Annotated in this window: 15 protein-coding genes; 5 read left to right on the forward strand and 10 right to left on the reverse strand. The window is 67.4% G+C overall.

Features of this window, described 5'->3' with window-relative positions:
- The first annotated feature begins 32 nt into the window (after positions 1 to 32).
- A complete protein-coding gene (locus GRB96_RS11845) occupies positions 33 to 584 on the forward strand; it encodes a carboxypeptidase-like regulatory domain-containing protein (protein ID WP_161432336.1) in 552 nt (183 codons plus the stop codon).
- A gap of 148 nt (positions 585 to 732) precedes the next feature.
- Positions 733 to 1605, forward strand: coding sequence for an ectoine/hydroxyectoine ABC transporter substrate-binding protein EhuB (gene ehuB, locus GRB96_RS11850; RefSeq protein ID WP_161432337.1), 873 nt, complete (start codon positions 733 to 735; stop codon positions 1603 to 1605).
- A 3-nt stretch (positions 1606 to 1608) separates the two neighbouring features.
- Here ehuB and hda read toward each other — a convergent pair whose 3' ends face one another.
- Both hda and GRB96_RS11860 read right to left on the reverse strand, forming a co-directional pair.
- Positions 1609 to 2310, reverse strand: a complete 702-nt coding sequence (gene hda / locus GRB96_RS11855; protein ID WP_161432338.1) for a DnaA regulatory inactivator Hda — start codon at positions 2308 to 2310, stop codon at positions 1609 to 1611.
- Positions 2307 to 3386: an AI-2E family transporter gene (locus GRB96_RS11860; protein WP_161432339.1), complete on the reverse strand. Its 1080-nt coding sequence runs from the start codon at positions 3384 to 3386 to the stop codon at positions 2307 to 2309. The genes hda and GRB96_RS11860 overlap by 4 nt, the downstream gene beginning before the upstream one ends.
- A gap of 125 nt (positions 3387 to 3511) precedes the next feature.
- Here GRB96_RS11860 and purM point away from each other — a divergent pair, with 125 nt between their 5' ends.
- Both purM and purN read left to right on the forward strand, forming a co-directional pair.
- On the forward strand, positions 3512 to 4576 hold the full coding sequence (gene purM / locus GRB96_RS11865; protein ID WP_161432340.1) for a phosphoribosylformylglycinamidine cyclo-ligase: 1065 nt from the start codon (positions 3512 to 3514) through the stop codon (positions 4574 to 4576).
- Positions 4573 to 5310 (forward strand): phosphoribosylglycinamide formyltransferase, encoded by a 738-nt coding sequence (purN, locus tag GRB96_RS11870; RefSeq protein ID WP_161432341.1) that lies wholly within the window; start codon positions 4573 to 4575, stop codon positions 5308 to 5310. Before purM ends, purN begins: the two co-directional genes overlap by 4 nt.
- A gap of 137 nt (positions 5311 to 5447) precedes the next feature.
- On the opposite strand, the gene dcd is transcribed toward purN, so the two are convergent.
- The 5 genes from dcd to GRB96_RS11895 all read right to left on the reverse strand — a co-directional run bounded on the left by dcd (position 5448) and on the right by GRB96_RS11895 (position 9817).
- On the reverse strand, positions 5448 to 6014 hold the full coding sequence (gene dcd, locus GRB96_RS11875; protein WP_132042428.1) for a dCTP deaminase: 567 nt from the start codon (positions 6012 to 6014) through the stop codon (positions 5448 to 5450).
- Between the two features lie 99 nt (positions 6015 to 6113).
- Positions 6114 to 6914: an iron-sulfur cluster carrier protein ApbC gene (apbC, locus tag GRB96_RS11880; RefSeq protein WP_232911025.1), complete on the reverse strand. Its 801-nt coding sequence runs from the start codon at positions 6912 to 6914 to the stop codon at positions 6114 to 6116.
- Positions 6915 to 7071: 157 nt separating this feature from the next.
- Positions 7072 to 8190 (reverse strand): coiled-coil domain-containing protein, encoded by a 1119-nt coding sequence (locus tag GRB96_RS11885; RefSeq protein ID WP_161432342.1) that lies wholly within the window; start codon positions 8188 to 8190, stop codon positions 7072 to 7074.
- A gap of 145 nt (positions 8191 to 8335) precedes the next feature.
- On the reverse strand, positions 8336 to 9067 hold the full coding sequence (locus GRB96_RS11890; RefSeq protein ID WP_161432343.1) for an RNA pseudouridine synthase: 732 nt from the start codon (positions 9065 to 9067) through the stop codon (positions 8336 to 8338).
- A 75-nt stretch (positions 9068 to 9142) separates the two neighbouring features.
- Positions 9143 to 9817 carry a spermine/spermidine synthase domain-containing protein gene (locus GRB96_RS11895; RefSeq protein ID WP_161432344.1) on the reverse strand — a complete coding sequence of 225 codons (675 nt, stop codon included), beginning with the start codon at positions 9815 to 9817 and terminating at the stop codon, positions 9143 to 9145.
- Positions 9818 to 9997: 180 nt separating this feature from the next.
- Between GRB96_RS11895 and GRB96_RS11900 the strand changes: the two genes are divergently transcribed.
- Entirely contained in the window at positions 9998 to 10924 is a 927-nt protein-coding gene (locus tag GRB96_RS11900) for a YihY/virulence factor BrkB family protein (protein ID WP_240894160.1), read from the forward strand.
- Between the two features lie 31 nt (positions 10925 to 10955).
- On the opposite strand, the gene GRB96_RS11905 is transcribed toward GRB96_RS11900, so the two are convergent.
- The 3 genes from GRB96_RS11905 to GRB96_RS11915 form a co-directional block, all read right to left on the reverse strand.
- Positions 10956 to 12407, reverse strand: coding sequence for a phospholipase D family protein (locus GRB96_RS11905; RefSeq protein WP_161432345.1), 1452 nt, complete (start codon positions 12405 to 12407; stop codon positions 10956 to 10958).
- Positions 12408 to 12543: 136 nt separating this feature from the next.
- Complete coding sequence (locus GRB96_RS11910) at positions 12544 to 14070, reverse strand: tripartite tricarboxylate transporter permease (protein ID WP_161432346.1); 1527 nt, start codon at positions 14068 to 14070, stop codon at positions 12544 to 12546.
- Positions 14070 to 14516: a tripartite tricarboxylate transporter TctB family protein gene (locus GRB96_RS11915; protein WP_205743529.1), complete on the reverse strand. Its 447-nt coding sequence runs from the start codon at positions 14514 to 14516 to the stop codon at positions 14070 to 14072. The genes GRB96_RS11910 and GRB96_RS11915 overlap by 1 nt, the downstream gene beginning before the upstream one ends.
- Positions 14517 to 14520 lie beyond the last annotated feature (4 nt).

Here is a 14520-nt window from a genome sequence, read left to right on the forward strand (position 1 = left end):
TGCAGAAATTGAACCGGATAGGGAGGTCAATCATGAAACGCTACTTTCCCCTCGTCTTCGCGGCACTGGTGCTCGCCGGCTGTGAAGTCGTTCCCCCCGCCCCTACCGAGCGCATCGAGGTCATCGAGCGGGGTGAGACCCAGCGTGATGCCCCGCAGGAGACTCGTGAAGCGGAGCGCGACGCCACTGCCTCACGCGCCAAGAGAGAGGTCGCCTATCCCGAGGCCGAGTATGCCAGGCTCGAGAAACACGGCAGTGCGGCGGTCAGCGGGCGCCTGACGCTGAGCGGACGTGCGGTGCCCAATGCCGGCGTCTCGGTGGCGCCGGTGACCAGCTACTCCGCCGAGGCCGCCGAGAAGGCGCTGGCCGGGGTCGCTGTGGAGCCCGCCGACCCCAGGGCACGGGAGTACACCCACACCACTCGCACCGACGGCAACGGCTACTTCCGTGTCTCCAACCTGCCCGCCGGAGAGTTCTACGTCTCGGGTGCAGGCCCCGACCCGCAGACCGGCGAACCCAGGGTGGTGATCCGACAGGTCAGCCTGAGCAAGAGCCAGCAGCTCGAGGTCGACCTCAGCCGCTGACGGTGTGCCGCGGCATGGCGATCGCCCAAAGCAGTGGACCGGCAGGCCGCGGACGCAGACCCGGTTAGCATTATCTCTGACAGCCTCCTAGGCTTGGAAGCAGCTAGTGCGCTCCACGGGGCTCGTTTGCTGTCACAGGAGGATCCACATGGAGAGGACACCCCCCACAACCGCCGCCGGCCTGGGCATCGCCCTGTTTGCCAGCTTGCTCACCTTACCCAGCGCCGTCGCCGCCACCAGCCTCGAGGAGCTACGCGAACGCGGCCATATACGAGTGGCGGTAGCGGACGAAGTCCCCTACGGCTATCTGGATGCCGAGGGCGAGGGACGCGGTGCTGGCCCCGATGTAGCCCGTCCGCTGCTCGAACGGCTGGGCATCGAGCGGATCGAGTGGCAGGTCGTCGACTTCGAGGACCTGATCCCGGGGCTCGAGCACGGAGAGTTCGACATGGCCGCGGCGGAGATGGCCATTCGCCCTGAGCGCTGTAACCGGGTCCTCTTCTCGGAGCCCAACACCTCCTATGGCGAAGGTCTGCTGGTACAGGCCGCCAATCCCCACGAGATCACTGCCTACGACCATTTTGTCGCACGCGATGACATCCGTGTCGCGGTGCTCGCGGGAGCGACCCAGGTCGACATCCTCGCCACCATGGGCGTACCGGAGGATCGGCTGGTCGTGATCGACACCAACGCCCAGGCCATCGACACGATTCTCGACGGTAGCGCCGATGCCTATGCCGGTACAGGCCTGACGGTCAGCCAACTGGCCGAGCAGGATACCCGGGTGGAGGTCGCCCAGAACTTCGTCGACCCCGAAGTGGAGGGGGAGTTGGTACGCAGTTGGGGCGGGTTCGCCTTCTCCCCCGGCGCCGAGTCGCTACGCGACGCCTTCAACGAGGCGCTGCTCGACTATCGCAACACCGGGGCCTGGGAAGAGACCCTGAGTGGCCACGGCTTCACCCAGGATGACATCCTCAATGCCTTCCGCTTCGATACTGAATGGTTGTGCAGCCGCCAGTGATCGCTACCAGCCCAGCGCCAGCTTGACGAAGGGAATGGTCAGCTTGCGCTGGGCGGAGAGCGAGGCACGATCGAGCTGCTCCAGCAGGCGGAACAGCTCGTCGAGCCGCCGCGGCCCACGGTGCAGGATATAACGCGCCACCTCGTCGCCGAGCTGCATGCCGCGACCCCGGGCACGCAGCTGCAGGGCGGCCAGACGCCCGCTGTCGTCCAGGCCCTGAACGTGGAAGGTCACCCCCCAGGTCAGGCGCGAGGCGAGGTCGGGAAGCTTCACGGGTAGCTGGCGCGGTGGCGCCTCGGCGGCCACCACCAGCCGCTTGCCGGCATCGCGCAGGCGGTTGAAGGCGTGAAACAGTGCCTCCTCCCAGCGGGGCCGTCCCACCACCCGGTCCAGGTCATCGATGGCCACCAGGTCCAGGCGCTCGATATCCTCGAGCATCAGCGGGGGGAAGTGGCCGAGCTCCTCCAGCGGCAGATAGAGGGCACGCATGTCGCGATCCGAAGCCGCGTGGCAGGCGGCCTGCAGCAAGTGGCTGCGCCCCACTCCCGGCGCCCCCCACAGGTAGAGAAAGGGCTCGCCCTCGGGCTCGAGCTGGTGAGTCAGCCGCCCCACCAGAGTGGCGTTGGGGCCAGGATGGAAGTTGACGAAGGTGGCATCGTCACGCAGCCCGACGCCCAGTGGCAGCTGCGCGGGCGCACGGCTCATGGCGACTCCTCGTCGTGGCTTCGGTTGAGTGTCTCGTCGTACAAGGCACTGTTCTTGTAGCGGCTGTTGAGTTCCCGCAAGAGTACCATGATCACCGCCGCCGCCGGCAGCGCCAGCAGCACCCCGGTGAAGCCGAACAGGTTGCCACCGGCGAGTACCGCGAAGATCACCGCCACCGGGTGCAGGCCGATCTTGTCGCCCAGCAGCTTGGGTTGCAGCACCACGCTCTCCACCACCTGGCCGAAGCCGAACACCGCCGCCACCCCCGGCAGCAGCCACCACTCGCCGCCCTGAAAGAAGGCCACCAGGCCGGCCACGCTGATGCCGACGATCACACCCAGGTAGGGCACGATGCTGGCCAGCCCCGAGAGCAGACCGATCAGCAGGCCAAAGCGCACCCCCAGCAGGGTGAGGCCGATGGCGTAGATGATCCCCAGGCACAGCATCACGATCAGCTGGCCGCGCAGGAACGCCGAAAGCACCTCGTCGCACTGGCCCGCCAGGCGGATCACGGTATCCTCCCAGCGCCGCGGCAGCCAGTCACGCACCTTGGCGACGATGATGTCCCAGTCGAGCAGCAGGTAGAAGGTGACCACCGGAATCAATGCCAGGTTGCCGATCCAGCCGACCAGAGCCAGGCCCGAACGCGACACCTGGGAGAGCAGGGTCGCGGCGAAGGTGCCGGTCTCCTTCCAGTTGTCCATCACCGTCTGGCGCAGGGCATCGATATCGGTGGAAAGGTCCATGCCGGTCAACGACTGCACCTTCGGTACCACCGTCTGCTGTATCCACTCGAGCACTGCCGGCAGCGACTCCACCAGCTGGGCGAGCTGGCGACCCAGCACCGGCACCACCAGCAGCAGCGAGATCACGATGACCAGCGTCAGCAGCAGGAACACCAGCGACACCGAGAGTCGGCGCGACAGGCCCAGTGCCTCCAGACGGTCGGCCAGGGGGTCACCCAGATAGGCCAGCACCATGCTGACGAAGAACGGCATCAGCACCGGCTCGATGCTGACGAAGAACCACAGCGCCAGCGCCGCCAACCCGGCCGCGACCCACCACTGTCTGCGCATTGCTACCTCCTTGTCCCGCGACCGCCGACGGGCTGCCAGCCGTTCGCCGTGATGCTACAATTCCGCCCCAGACTTGCCTACCGCGTGGCGGCTCCCGCCACGCCGACCACCCGACAGGACTCCCGATGACCGACTCCTCCTCACGCCCCTCGCTCAGCTACAAGGACGCCGGCGTCGATATCGACGCCGGCAATGCCCTGGTCGACCGCATCAAGGGGGTCGCCAAGCGTACCACTCGCCCGGAAGTGATGGGCGGACTGGGCGGCTTCGGCGCCCTCTGCGAACTGCCCACCGGCTACCGCGAGCCGGTGCTGGTCTCGGGCACCGATGGCGTCGGCACCAAGCTGCGCCTGGCCATGGACCTGGGTCGCCACGACACCATCGGTATCGACCTGGTGGCCATGTGCGTCAATGACCTGGTGGTGGCCGGCGCCGAGCCGCTGTTCTTCCTCGACTACTATGCCACGGGCAAGCTCGATGTGGACATCGCCGCCGACGTGGTCGACGGCATCGGCGCCGGCTGTGAGAAGGCCGGCTGCGCCCTGGTGGGCGGCGAGACTGCCGAGATGCCCGGCATGTACGAGGGCAGCGACTACGACCTGGCGGGCTTCTGCGTCGGCGTCGTGGAGAAGTCCGAGATACTCGATGGCCACAAGGTGGCCGAGGGCGACGTACTGCTGGGCATGGCCTCCTCCGGCCCCCACTCCAACGGCTACTCGCTGATCCGCAAGATCCTCGAGGTCTCCGGCGCCGCGCTGGACACCGAGCTCGCCGGCGAGTCCCTGGGCGACGCCCTGATGGCGCCGACGCGCATCTACGTGAAGCCGCTGCTGTCACTGATCAGGGAGAGCGGCGTGCCGGTGCATGCCCTCTCACATATCACCGGCGGTGGTCTCACCGAGAACCTGCCCCGGGTGCTGCCCGAGGGCCTCGCCGCCCGGGTCGATGTCAGCGCCTGGCAGCGTCCGGCGGTCTTCCAGTGGCTGCGCGAGCAGGGCAACGTCGCCGAGGAGGAGATGTATCGCGTGCTGAACTGCGGCATCGGCATGGTCATCGTGGTCCCGGCCGAGAAGGCCGACCAGGCCCGCGCCCACCTGCAGGCCCAGGGTGAGGCGGTCTACCGTATCGGCGAGATCGTCGCCGGCGAGAATGGCGGCGAACGGGTGATCCTGGAGAACCTGTCGGCATGAGCGAGAACTACGAGAGCGATACCCTGCAGGACTTCACCCCCGAGGCCGCCGATGCCCGCCGGGTGGTGGTGCTGATCTCCGGCAACGGCAGCAACCTGCAGGCGCTGATCGACGCCCAGAGCCACGATGCCCTGGGCGGCGAGGTCGTCGCGGTCGTCTCCAACGAGCCGGGCGCCTACGGGCTGACCCGCGCCCGGGAGGCGGGCATCGACGCGGTGGTACTGCCCCACCGAGAGTACGAGAGTCGCGACGCCTACGACGGCGCCCTGATCAAGGTGATCGAGCGCCATGAGCCGGATCTGGTGGTACTCGCCGGCTTCATGCGCATACTCACCCCGCGCTTCGTGCAGCGCTTCCTGGGGCGCCTGATCAATATCCACCCCTCGCTGCTGCCCGACTACCAGGGCCTGAACACCCACGCCCGGGCGCTGGCCGATGGTGTCGCCGAGCATGGCTGCAGCGTGCATTTCGTCACCGAAGAGCTCGACGGGGGGCCGGTCCTGATGCAGGCCGTGGTCGAGGTCGCCGCGGACGAGACCGAGGAGAGCCTCAAGCAGAAGGTGCACGCCCGCGAGCACCTCATCTACCCCATCGCCGTGAAGTGGTGCCTGGAGGGTCGCCTGCAGTTCACCGGCGAGGGCGCGACCCTGGACGGCACCCCGCTGCCGCCCCACGGAATGCGCATGTCCCACGCCGACGCCGCCGAGGAGCTGGACGAGGATCTCGAGGCATAAGCGGCCAAGTAGAAAGTAGAAAGACGTTCCAGCGACACTGAAAAGCCCCGCAGGCTGCGCGCCGGCGGGGCTTGCTTTTCACTTGCACCTTGTCACTTGAACCTTGTCACTTGTCACTTGAACCTGGCCGAAGGCCCTCAGGTGCGCGGCAGGGTCACGCCTCGCTGCCCCATGTACTTGCCGCCGCGGTCCTTGTAGGAGGTCGCGCACACCTCGTCGGACTCCAGGAACAGCATCTGGGCCACGCCCTCGTTGGCGTAGATCTTGGCCGGCAGGTTGGTGGTGTTGGAGAACTCCAGGGTCACATGCCCTTCCCACTCCGGCTCCAGCGGCGTCACGTTGACGATGATGCCACAGCGCGCGTAGGTGGACTTGCCCAGGCAGATGGTCAGCACGCTGCGCGGGATGCGGAAGTACTCCACGGTACGCGCCAGGGCAAAGGAGTTGGGCGGAATCACGCAGACGTCACCCTTGACGTCGACGAAGCTCTTGTCATCGAAGGCCTTGGGGTCCACCACCGCCGAGTGGATGTTGGTGAACACCTTGAACTCGTCGGCACAGCGCACGTCGTAGCCGTAGCTGGAGGTCCCGTAGGAGATCACCCGACGCTCGTTCACATAGCGAACCTGGTCGGCCTCGAAGGGCTCTATCATGCCCTCCTGCTCGGCCATGCGGCGAATCCAGTTGTCGGACTTGATGCTCATGGAACCTTTTCCTGCTGCGTTGGAATCAGGGGCGCGGGCCCGGGGCCGCCATGATAGCGGCCCCGGGCCCGGGCGTCACGCCGGCGGACACACTGAGAATCACTCGCTGAACGAGATGCTCGGGCCCTCGTCGGCCTGGGCCTGCACCTGCGCGGCGACCTGGCGCGCCATGTCGCGGAAGGTGGCGGTCACCTCGCCCTCCGGGTCGGCAACCACCGTGGGCCGGCCACCGTCGACCTGCTCGCGGATGGAGAGGGTCAGCGGCAGGCGACCCAGCACCCGAGTCTCATACTCCTGGGCGATGCGCTCCCCGCCACCCTCGCCGAAGATCGGCTCGGCATGACCACAGTTCGAGCAGATATGCAGCGACATGTTCTCCACCACCCCGAGCACCGGCACGTTGACCTTGCGGAACATCTCGATCCCCTTGCGGGCGTCCAGCAGGGCAATGTCCTGGGGCGTGGTGACGATCACCGCGCCATCTACCGGCACCTTCTGCGCCAGGGTCAGCTGGATGTCACCGGTGCCCGGCGGCATGTCGATGAACAGGTAGTCCAGGTCATCCCAGACGGTCTGGGTCAGCAGCTGCTGGAAGGCCCCGGCTACCATCGGTCCGCGCCACACCATGGGCTCGCGGATATCGACCATGAAGGCCATGGACATGGCCTGGATGCCATGGGCCTCGAGCGGGCGCATGCGATTCTCGCCGGCCGCCTCGGGACGCACACCCTCCCCCACACCGAGCATCTGGGCCTGGCTGGGGCCGTGGATGTCGGCATCCAGGATGCCTACCCGGTACCCTTCCGCGGCCATGGCCAGGGCCAGGTTCACGGTGACGGTAGACTTGCCGACGCCGCCCTTGCCGGATGCCACGGCGACGATATGCTTGACCCCTTCAATCACGTCCTGCTCCTTCGCTTGTAGAATCACCGCGCCGGCGCGAGACCGACACACAGGAAATCAGTATACGCCTTGCTTGACGGCGACCGAACCTCCCACAGCAGGACGGCGGACCCCGGGGCCCGCCGTCCTGTCATGCTGTCGAGGTGCGCTGGCGTCAGCCCTGCCCCTCGGTCTCGGCGGCCGCCGGCTCGGCTTCGCTGTCCGCCGCCTCACCGGCCTCTGCATCACCACCGAGGTTCGTCTCGGTCTCTGCCGACTCCGAATCCCCGCTGGAATCCTGGCTGCTGCCGACCTCGAGCGACTCGAGTTCGCTGCGCCAGGTCGCCAGCTGCGACTCCAGCCCACGCAGCTGGGCCTCGCGACGCTCGACCTCGCTCTCCACGGCGGCCTGCTCGTCACGGCCGATGCCGATGGCCAGCTTGAGGTCCTCGAGCTGGCCCTGTGCCTCCTGGACTGCCTGCTGCGCCTGGTCACGCTCATCGCGCAGCGATGCGAGTTCCTGAGTCAGGGCATCGCGCTCCTCGCCCAGGGCCGCGAGGCGCTCCTCGAGCTGGTCGCGTTCGGCCTGGCTGGCCTCGACCTCCTCCTGGAGTGCCGCATGGCGCTCTCCCGCCGCATCGATCTCCCCCTGCAGGTTCTCCAGGTCCGCTTCTGCCTGCTGACGCGCCTCCTCGGCCGCCTGGCGCTCCTCCAGCGCCGCCTGGCGGGCCTCTTCGGCCTCCTGGCGCTGGCCCTCGGCCTCCTGACGGGCAGCCTCGGCGGATTCGCGCGCCTCCTCGGCATCGCTGAGCGCCTGCTCCACGGTGTCGCGCTCCTCCTTCAGCTCCGCCAGGGTCGTCTCGAGACCCGACTGCTCCTCTTTGAGCGTGGCAATATTCGCCTCGAGGGCCTCCCGGGACCCCTTCAGCTCCTCGAGTCGCGTCTCGGCAGAGCCGATCTCGGCCTGGATGGCCTCCAGGCGCTCGCTGGCCTCGGCCTCACGTGCCTCGACGTCGGCCTCCAGGGTCTGTCGGCGCTGCTCGAGTTCGGCGATCTGCGACTCGAGCGCCTCGATCTCCTGGCTGGCCTGGTCATGCTCTTCCAGCTGGGTGGCCAGTGTCTGGTTACGCGACTCCAGCACGGCCATCTCGGCCTCAAGGGCCTCGCGCGCCTCCTTGTGGGTACCGGCACTGCTCTGGGCGATGATCGCCCAGACGAAGCCAACGGCCGCGATGCCGGCGAGGCCGCGCACGCGGTTATCCTTGAACGGTGATGTCTGCGGGGTTTCCGACATGGATGCATCCTCGTTGAGTCGGCCCGGGGGCCGGTTCCGGATTCGGGACCGGTCGGCGGGGGCCGAACAGTAGTGGGGCACTCGAGTTCAGCATACAGAGCGATACCCAGCGGGGAAAGGGACGCGGTGGACCGCCCCTCGCGACTCAGAAGCGCTCGTCGCGTCGCAGGTAGCGCCACTCTCCGGCCGGCACCGAACCCAGTGACACGCCCCCGACACGCAGGCGGCGCAGGCCAACCACCGTGAGCCCCACGGCACGGCACATCGGTTCGAGCTGGCCGGGCACCATGCCCTTCATGGCGAAGCGCAGGCGGGTCTCGCTCTGCCAGCTGACCTTGCCCGGGGCCAGGCGGCGCCCCGGCACCGCCGAACCATCGCGCAGTGCCGCAAGACCCTGCTCGTCCAGGGTACCGGTCACTTCCACCAGCCACTCCTCCTCCAGCCGCGAGCGCTTCTCCTCCAGGCGTCGCACCACGCCACGATCCTGGGTGAATACCATCAGGCCCGCTTCGGCGGGGCCCAGCGGCAGCAGGGTGACCAGTCCACGGAAGTGTGCCTTGAGCGGCGGCTGTCCGGCGGGATCCTCCGTCCAGTGGTTGGCCTTGCGGATCAGGCGCCTGGCCAGGTCCTCGCCCTCGGCGACGCCGATATCGGCAGGGCAGTTGAACAGCAGTGTCGCCGGCGGAATCTCCAGCGGCCGGGCCCCAGGGATCAGCTCGATTCGCTGTTCGACGACCTTGAACTGGGGCTCCTCGACGATCCGGCCGTCTACGCTCACCCAACCCCCGGCAATATAGAACTCGGCCTCGCGACGAGAACAGGGCAGCTCACGGGCCAGCCGCTTGGAGAGGCGTTCGCCACTTTCGTTGTTGCTCATTCCTGCTCCTCTGCCGAAGCGTTCCGATCCACCATGCTCTGGGGCCCCTGCCCCACCGCTACCGTTGCCGACATTTCAGTAAGCCAGCCAGATGCAGTGCCTGGCCCCCTTGCCGGGACGCTGGGCACGCACCGTGACCGTCTCGACCAGCAGGCCTACCCGCCGCAGGCGCTCGGTAAAGGCCGGATCCTGGCCCGCCGACCACACGGCGAGCACCCCGTCGGGACGCAGTGCCTGCTGGGCAGTAGCCAGTCCCTCGGGCGAATAGAGCCAGTCGTTCTCGCGCCGTGTCAGCCCCTCGGGGCCGTTATCCACGTCGAGCATGATCGCATCGAAGCCGCCGGGCTCTCGGCGCAGCAGCTCACCCACGTCACCCACGCTGACCCGCGTGCGAGGGTCGGCCAGAGGGTTGCCCGCGGCGGTACCCAGCGGGCCACGGTTCCACTCCACCACGCCCGGCACCAGCTCGGCCACCACCACCTCGGCATCCGCCCCCAGGGCCTTGAGCGCCGCGGCCAGGGTGAAGCCCATGCCCAGCCCACCCACCATCACCCGGGCCTGTGGGCGGTCGGCAACTCGCCGACAGGCCAGCTCGGCGAGGGCATCCTCGGAGCCATGCAGGCGGGTATTCATCAGCTCGCCGGGGGTCCCGGCGATGCGGATGGAGAACTCATCGTTGCGTTGCAACAGCCGCAGCTCGCTGCCCTTGCCGGGAATGCTTGCGGTACCGATCGTTTCGAACTTGGCCATGGAGTCTCTTATCGGAAGTAAGGTGGGGAGGCATCGGACAGACGGTTCGCCGTATTATGCGGGTCCCGGCGGGGGGTTGCCATGCAGCCATGGCGCAGCACGCGGATAGTTGCCGCCTGCGTTGACGCCCGGCGCCAGCACGGGCGTATGATGCAGGAACGCCCATGGATGGCCAGGCCGATGACATCTCCTTACCCTGCGCGCCACCTTGCCCTTACCCTGCTGCCGCGCATGGCGCGCTTTCTGTGGCGGGTGATCTGCGCGTTCCTGCGCAACCGGGGGATCCTGCTCGCCGGCGGGGTCGGCTACAACATCCTGCTCTCCATCGTGCCGCTGTTTGCGCTGCTGGTAGTCCTGCTGGCGGGCGTGGTCGATGAGACGCGCCTGCTCGAGGTGCTCTCGGTTCAGGCCCGCCACCTGGCGCCGGCCCATGCCGAGGTCCTGCTCGAGGCGGTGCGCGCCTTGCTCGAGTCGCGGGAGGTGATCGGCCTGCTGGGTTTCCCGGTTCTGCTGCTATTCAGCTCCTTTGCCTTCCGCATGCTCGAGGATGCCCTGGCAATCATTTTCCATGCGCCGGATGCCCAGCACCAGGGACGCAGCCTGTGGGTATCGGTACTGCTGCCCTATGCTTTCATGGTGGTGCTGGGCGCGGGCCTGCTGGCGCTGACCCTGGTAGTCAGCCTGCTGAGCGGCCTCAACGCCCTCTCGATCGCCCTGGCGGGGCGCGAGCTGCCGCTGTCCGGACTCTCCGAGCCGCTGCTCAACCTGACCAGCTTCGTCGGGGTCTTCCTGCTGTTCAGCGCCATCTACAAGGTGCTGCCGGTGGTGCGCATCGCCCTGCGGCGCGCCTTGGTGGGCGGCTTCGTGGCCGCCCTGCTGTGGGAAGGCGTGCGCCTGCTACTGGTCTACTACTTCGCCAATCTCTCCTTCGTCAACGCGGTCTACGGGTCACTGGCGACCCTGATCGTGGTGCTGCTGAGCCTGGAGGTGGGCGCCATTATCCTGCTGCTGGGTGCCCAGGTGATCGCCGAGCTTGAACGCAATGCCCGCCTCGGCCTGCCCTGGCACATCGATCCGCGGCATCAGGCCGTCACCCACGTGGATTGATGCCCCGAAAGGCATGAGCCTTGCCCACTGGCTAGAACGTCGATAGCCCCGTGGCCTCCATCAGCCGATAGCGCATTCGCTGCCAGAGGGTGGTGTCGTCGAATGCCGCAAAGGGCGCACTGGTGTTTCGCTCGGGAGTGCTGTTCCAGCGCTCCTCGAAGAAGGCTGCCGCCTCCTGGAGGGCCGGGGTGTCCGCCGGGCCTACCAGACGCACGCTGGTTTCGAGGTTGAGATCGTCGAGGTTGCGGCGAGTGAAGTTGGCCGAGCCGAGGATCATCTCGGCCTCGCCGGCACCGGCCGGGCGGCGCAGCAGCAGCTTGCTGTGGCACTGCTCGCCGCGGGTCATGCACCAGCGAACCTCGATGCCCGCCGAATGCAGCTCGTGGGCCACCGGCCGGTTGGGAATGCCGCTCTTCTCGATGCCGAAGGCATCGCGGTTGGGATCGAGCAGCACTCTCACCATGGCGCCACGTGCCCGGGCCTGCTCGAGTGCCTCGATCACGCCACGGTGGGCCAGGTAGAACACCGCTACGTCGAGGCGATCACCGGCGCCGCTGGCGGCAATGGCCGCCACCAGGGCATCGCGGATCGCCCCCTCAGTCAGCAGCTGCAGCCTGGTGCCTTCGCGTACCGGCTCCTGTACCGGGGCAGGCTCGGGGCCGGGCAGCGCCACGCCGGACCAGGCCGCCACGGGCCGCTCGCTGGCCAGCAGGTCCAAGGCCGCCGCTCCCTGGAAACGCAGAGCCACGTTGCCATGCCGGCTGCTGGCATCGTGGGGGTTGGCGGAGGTCACCAGGCCCGCCCAGCCATCGCCATGATCCACCACCAGGGTCTTGCGGTGATTGGCGTTGAAGTTGAGCAGCGACAGGTAGCTGCGCAGGGTGACCCGCCCCGGCCCCAGGGCATTGGGCAGCCAGCCTCCGTCGCTGTCATTGCCGAACCAGCGCGGGCCCAGGTGCCACAAGCCCGACCAGAGGGGATTGGAGGCGCGCAGACGGGTCAGGTCGCTCTCCACCACGGCAACGCCCGCCCCGCGCAGACGCTGGAGGTGGTCGAGTTCGAGGCCACCGTAGAGGGTATTGAGCGGATCGGTGATCAGCACCGCCTGGAGCCCGGGATGGCGGCGCTTCTGCTCGAGCAGAGCCTCGGTCAGCTGCCGGGAGAGCGGGCGGAAATCTTCGCCCTCGGCACTGCCGGCGAAGTCATTGAACAGGAACATGTCCGCCACCACCAGACGCCTTGCCTGGGCGATCATGGCGAGCACCTCATCGAAGATCGCCTGGTCGAGGTGGCGCTTTCCGGCGACGTCGTACCAGGTACTGTCGGCCACGAAGCGCACCTGCTCGGCGGGACGCTCGGGAAAGGCCACGCCAACCCCCTCGGGAAGTGGCTTGAAGCGCTGCCAGGCCCCCATGCCACCCCACGCCAGCAGCGCTACCATCAGGATGATCCCCACCACACGCCCTCTCCCTCGCCTGGCCATCTCTCGCCCTCCCTGCCCGAGCTCCCTAGCCGGTCCAGCATACGCCGCGGGGCGCGGTGATGCAGCGGGGACGAAGCGAAAGCGGGGGCGCCGACCCGGTCGACGCCCCCGCTGGGCAGCACCCCGAACCCGTGGTTCAGTCTCCCTCGGGGCCGCCCGTGCCGGTGTTGACCTTCATGCGTCGACGCAGCAGCGGGCCGACGATGTAGGGCAGGATCAGCCCCAGGCCGGCGAACACCCACAGGCCGATGGCCAGGCCGCTGTCCCACAGGATGGTCCAGTCACCGTCGGAGATGTCCATGGCATGGCGCAGGTTCTTCTCCATCTCCGGCCCCAGCAGCAGGCCGAGGATGACCGGCACCAGCGGGATCTCCAGCTTGCGGAAGATATAGCCGGCGACGCCGAAGGCGACCATGAAATAGAGATCGAAGGTGGTATTGCTGATCGAGTAGATGCCCACGAAGGCGATCATGGTCACGATCGGCAGCAGGAACATCGGTGGCACCGACAGCAGCTTGACGAAGATCCCCACCAGCGGAATGTTCAACAGCAGCAGCAGGAAGTTGCCGATGAGCAGAGCCGCGATCACGCCCCAGACGATGTCGGCGTTCTGGGTGAACATCAACGGGCCGGGGGTGATGTTGAGCGAGATCAGCAGCGCCAGCAGCACCGCCGTGGTGCCGCTGCCCGGCACACCCAGCGTCAGCATGGGCACCAGCGCGCCACTGGAGGCACCGTTGTTACCGGCTTCGGGGCCTGCCACGCCGCGCGGATCGCCCTGGCCGAAATAGCCCTTCTTGCCCACCACCTTCTTCTCGAGGGTATAGCCGATAAAGCTGCCCAGGGAAGCGCCGGCACCGGGCAGCACGCCGGCGATGAAGCCAAGCACCCCGCCGCGCAGGCTGGAAGGCAGGATATTGCGGATATCGGCCCACTTCAGCGACAGCTTGTTGACGGTCATCTTCTCCTTGCCGCCACCGGCCTTCTCCTCGATGAAGAACAGCAGTTCGGAGATGGCGAACAGGCCGACGATGGCGATGATGAAGTCCACCCCCTCGTAGAGCTCCAGCACGCCGAAGGTGTAACGCTGCACCCCGGTGTTGTCGATGCCCACGGTGGCGATCATCAGGCCGATGCAGGCCGCCACCACGGTCTTCATGGGATTCTTGCCAGTGATCCCGCCCAGGGTGGCGAAGGCCAGCAGGAAGAGCGCGAAGTACTCGGCGGGGCCGAAGGTCAAGGCGAACTTTGCCAGCACTGGAGCGAGCAGGATCAGTCCGACGGTCGCTACCAGGCTGCCGATAAAGGACGCCACGGCGGAGATCGCCAGGGCCTCCGCCGCCTTGCCCTGCTGGGCCATGGGATAACCGTCCAGGCAGGTCATCATGGCCGGCTCATCACCAGGAATATTGAGCAGGATCGACGAGATCCGCCCGCCATACATGGCCCCGGCATAGACCGAGGTGAGCATGATCAGGGCGGTTTCCGGGGCCAGGCCCAGGGTGAAGGCCAATGGAATGAGGATCGCCACCCCGTTGGCCGGGCCCAGGCCCGGGAGCGCGCCGATCAGGGTACCCAGGAAGGCACCCAGCAGCGCAAACATAAGGTTATGGGGCGCCAGCGCCACCCCGAAGCCGTCGATCAGGAAGCCGAGGGTCTCCATCAGCTCACCTCCAGGAAGGAAAGCACGCCCAGCGGCAAGGCCAGATCAAGGGCGAAATTGAACAGCAGGAATACCACCACCCCCGATGCCGCACCGGTCAGGTAGGCCCGCACGGGTGCCGACCCCATGCGCCAGCAGAGCGTGCCGACCGCCAGGGTGGTGCTGAGGATGAAACCCAGCGGCTGCAGCAGCGCCGCGTAGAACACTAGCACCACCACTGCGATCACCAGCTCGATGCCGGTGCGGCTCCAGGGCCAGGCGTTGTCGGGGTCGGGACGCACGATCATGTAGAGGCTGGAGAGGCCCAGCACCACCGACAGCAGCAGGGGGAAGGTCTCGGGACCCACCGCTTCGCTGCCGCCGAAGGGGGCGGGGAGCTGAGTGGCGCCCCAGCCGTACGCGACGGCCAGGACGATCAGCAGGATGCCGAAGATACGATCATTCATGGTT

Origin of the sequence: Halomonas alimentaria (assembly GCF_009902005.1) — a bacterium.
Classification (GTDB): Bacteria; Pseudomonadota; Gammaproteobacteria; order Pseudomonadales; family Halomonadaceae; genus Halomonas; species Halomonas alimentaria.

Bases quoted from the DNA above. Each gene is read 5' to 3' on its own strand.
- GRB96_RS11860 (WP_161432339.1), bottom strand. From the start codon at position 3,386: ATGCGCAGACAGTGGTGGGTCGCGGCCGGGTTGGCGGCGCTGGCGCTG.
- GRB96_RS11885 (WP_161432342.1), bottom strand. From the start codon at position 8,190: ATGTCGGAAACCCCGCAGACATCACCGTTCAAGGATAACCGCGTGCGC.
- ehuB (WP_161432337.1), top strand. From the start codon at position 733: ATGGAGAGGACACCCCCCACAACCGCCGCCGGCCTGGGCATCGCCCTG.
- dcd (WP_132042428.1), bottom strand. From the start codon at position 6,014: ATGAGCATCAAGTCCGACAACTGGATTCGCCGCATGGCCGAGCAGGAG.
- GRB96_RS11900 (WP_240894160.1), top strand. From the start codon at position 9,998: ATGACATCTCCTTACCCTGCGCGCCACCTTGCCCTTACCCTGCTGCCG.
- GRB96_RS11895 (WP_161432344.1), bottom strand. From the start codon at position 9,817: ATGGCCAAGTTCGAAACGATCGGTACCGCAAGCATTCCCGGCAAGGGC.
- GRB96_RS11890 (WP_161432343.1), bottom strand. From the start codon at position 9,067: ATGAGCAACAACGAAAGTGGCGAACGCCTCTCCAAGCGGCTGGCCCGT.
- GRB96_RS11905 (WP_161432345.1), bottom strand. From the start codon at position 12,407: ATGGCCAGGCGAGGGAGAGGGCGTGTGGTGGGGATCATCCTGATGGTA.
- GRB96_RS11915 (WP_205743529.1), bottom strand. From the start codon at position 14,516: ATGAATGATCGTATCTTCGGCATCCTGCTGATCGTCCTGGCCGTCGCG.
- GRB96_RS11910 (WP_161432346.1), bottom strand. From the start codon at position 14,070: ATGGAGACCCTCGGCTTCCTGATCGACGGCTTCGGGGTGGCGCTGGCG.
- GRB96_RS11845 (WP_161432336.1), top strand. From the start codon at position 33: ATGAAACGCTACTTTCCCCTCGTCTTCGCGGCACTGGTGCTCGCCGGC.
- purM (WP_161432340.1), top strand. From the start codon at position 3,512: ATGACCGACTCCTCCTCACGCCCCTCGCTCAGCTACAAGGACGCCGGC.
- purN (WP_161432341.1), top strand. From the start codon at position 4,573: ATGAGCGAGAACTACGAGAGCGATACCCTGCAGGACTTCACCCCCGAG.
- hda (WP_161432338.1), bottom strand. From the start codon at position 2,310: ATGAGCCGTGCGCCCGCGCAGCTGCCACTGGGCGTCGGGCTGCGTGAC.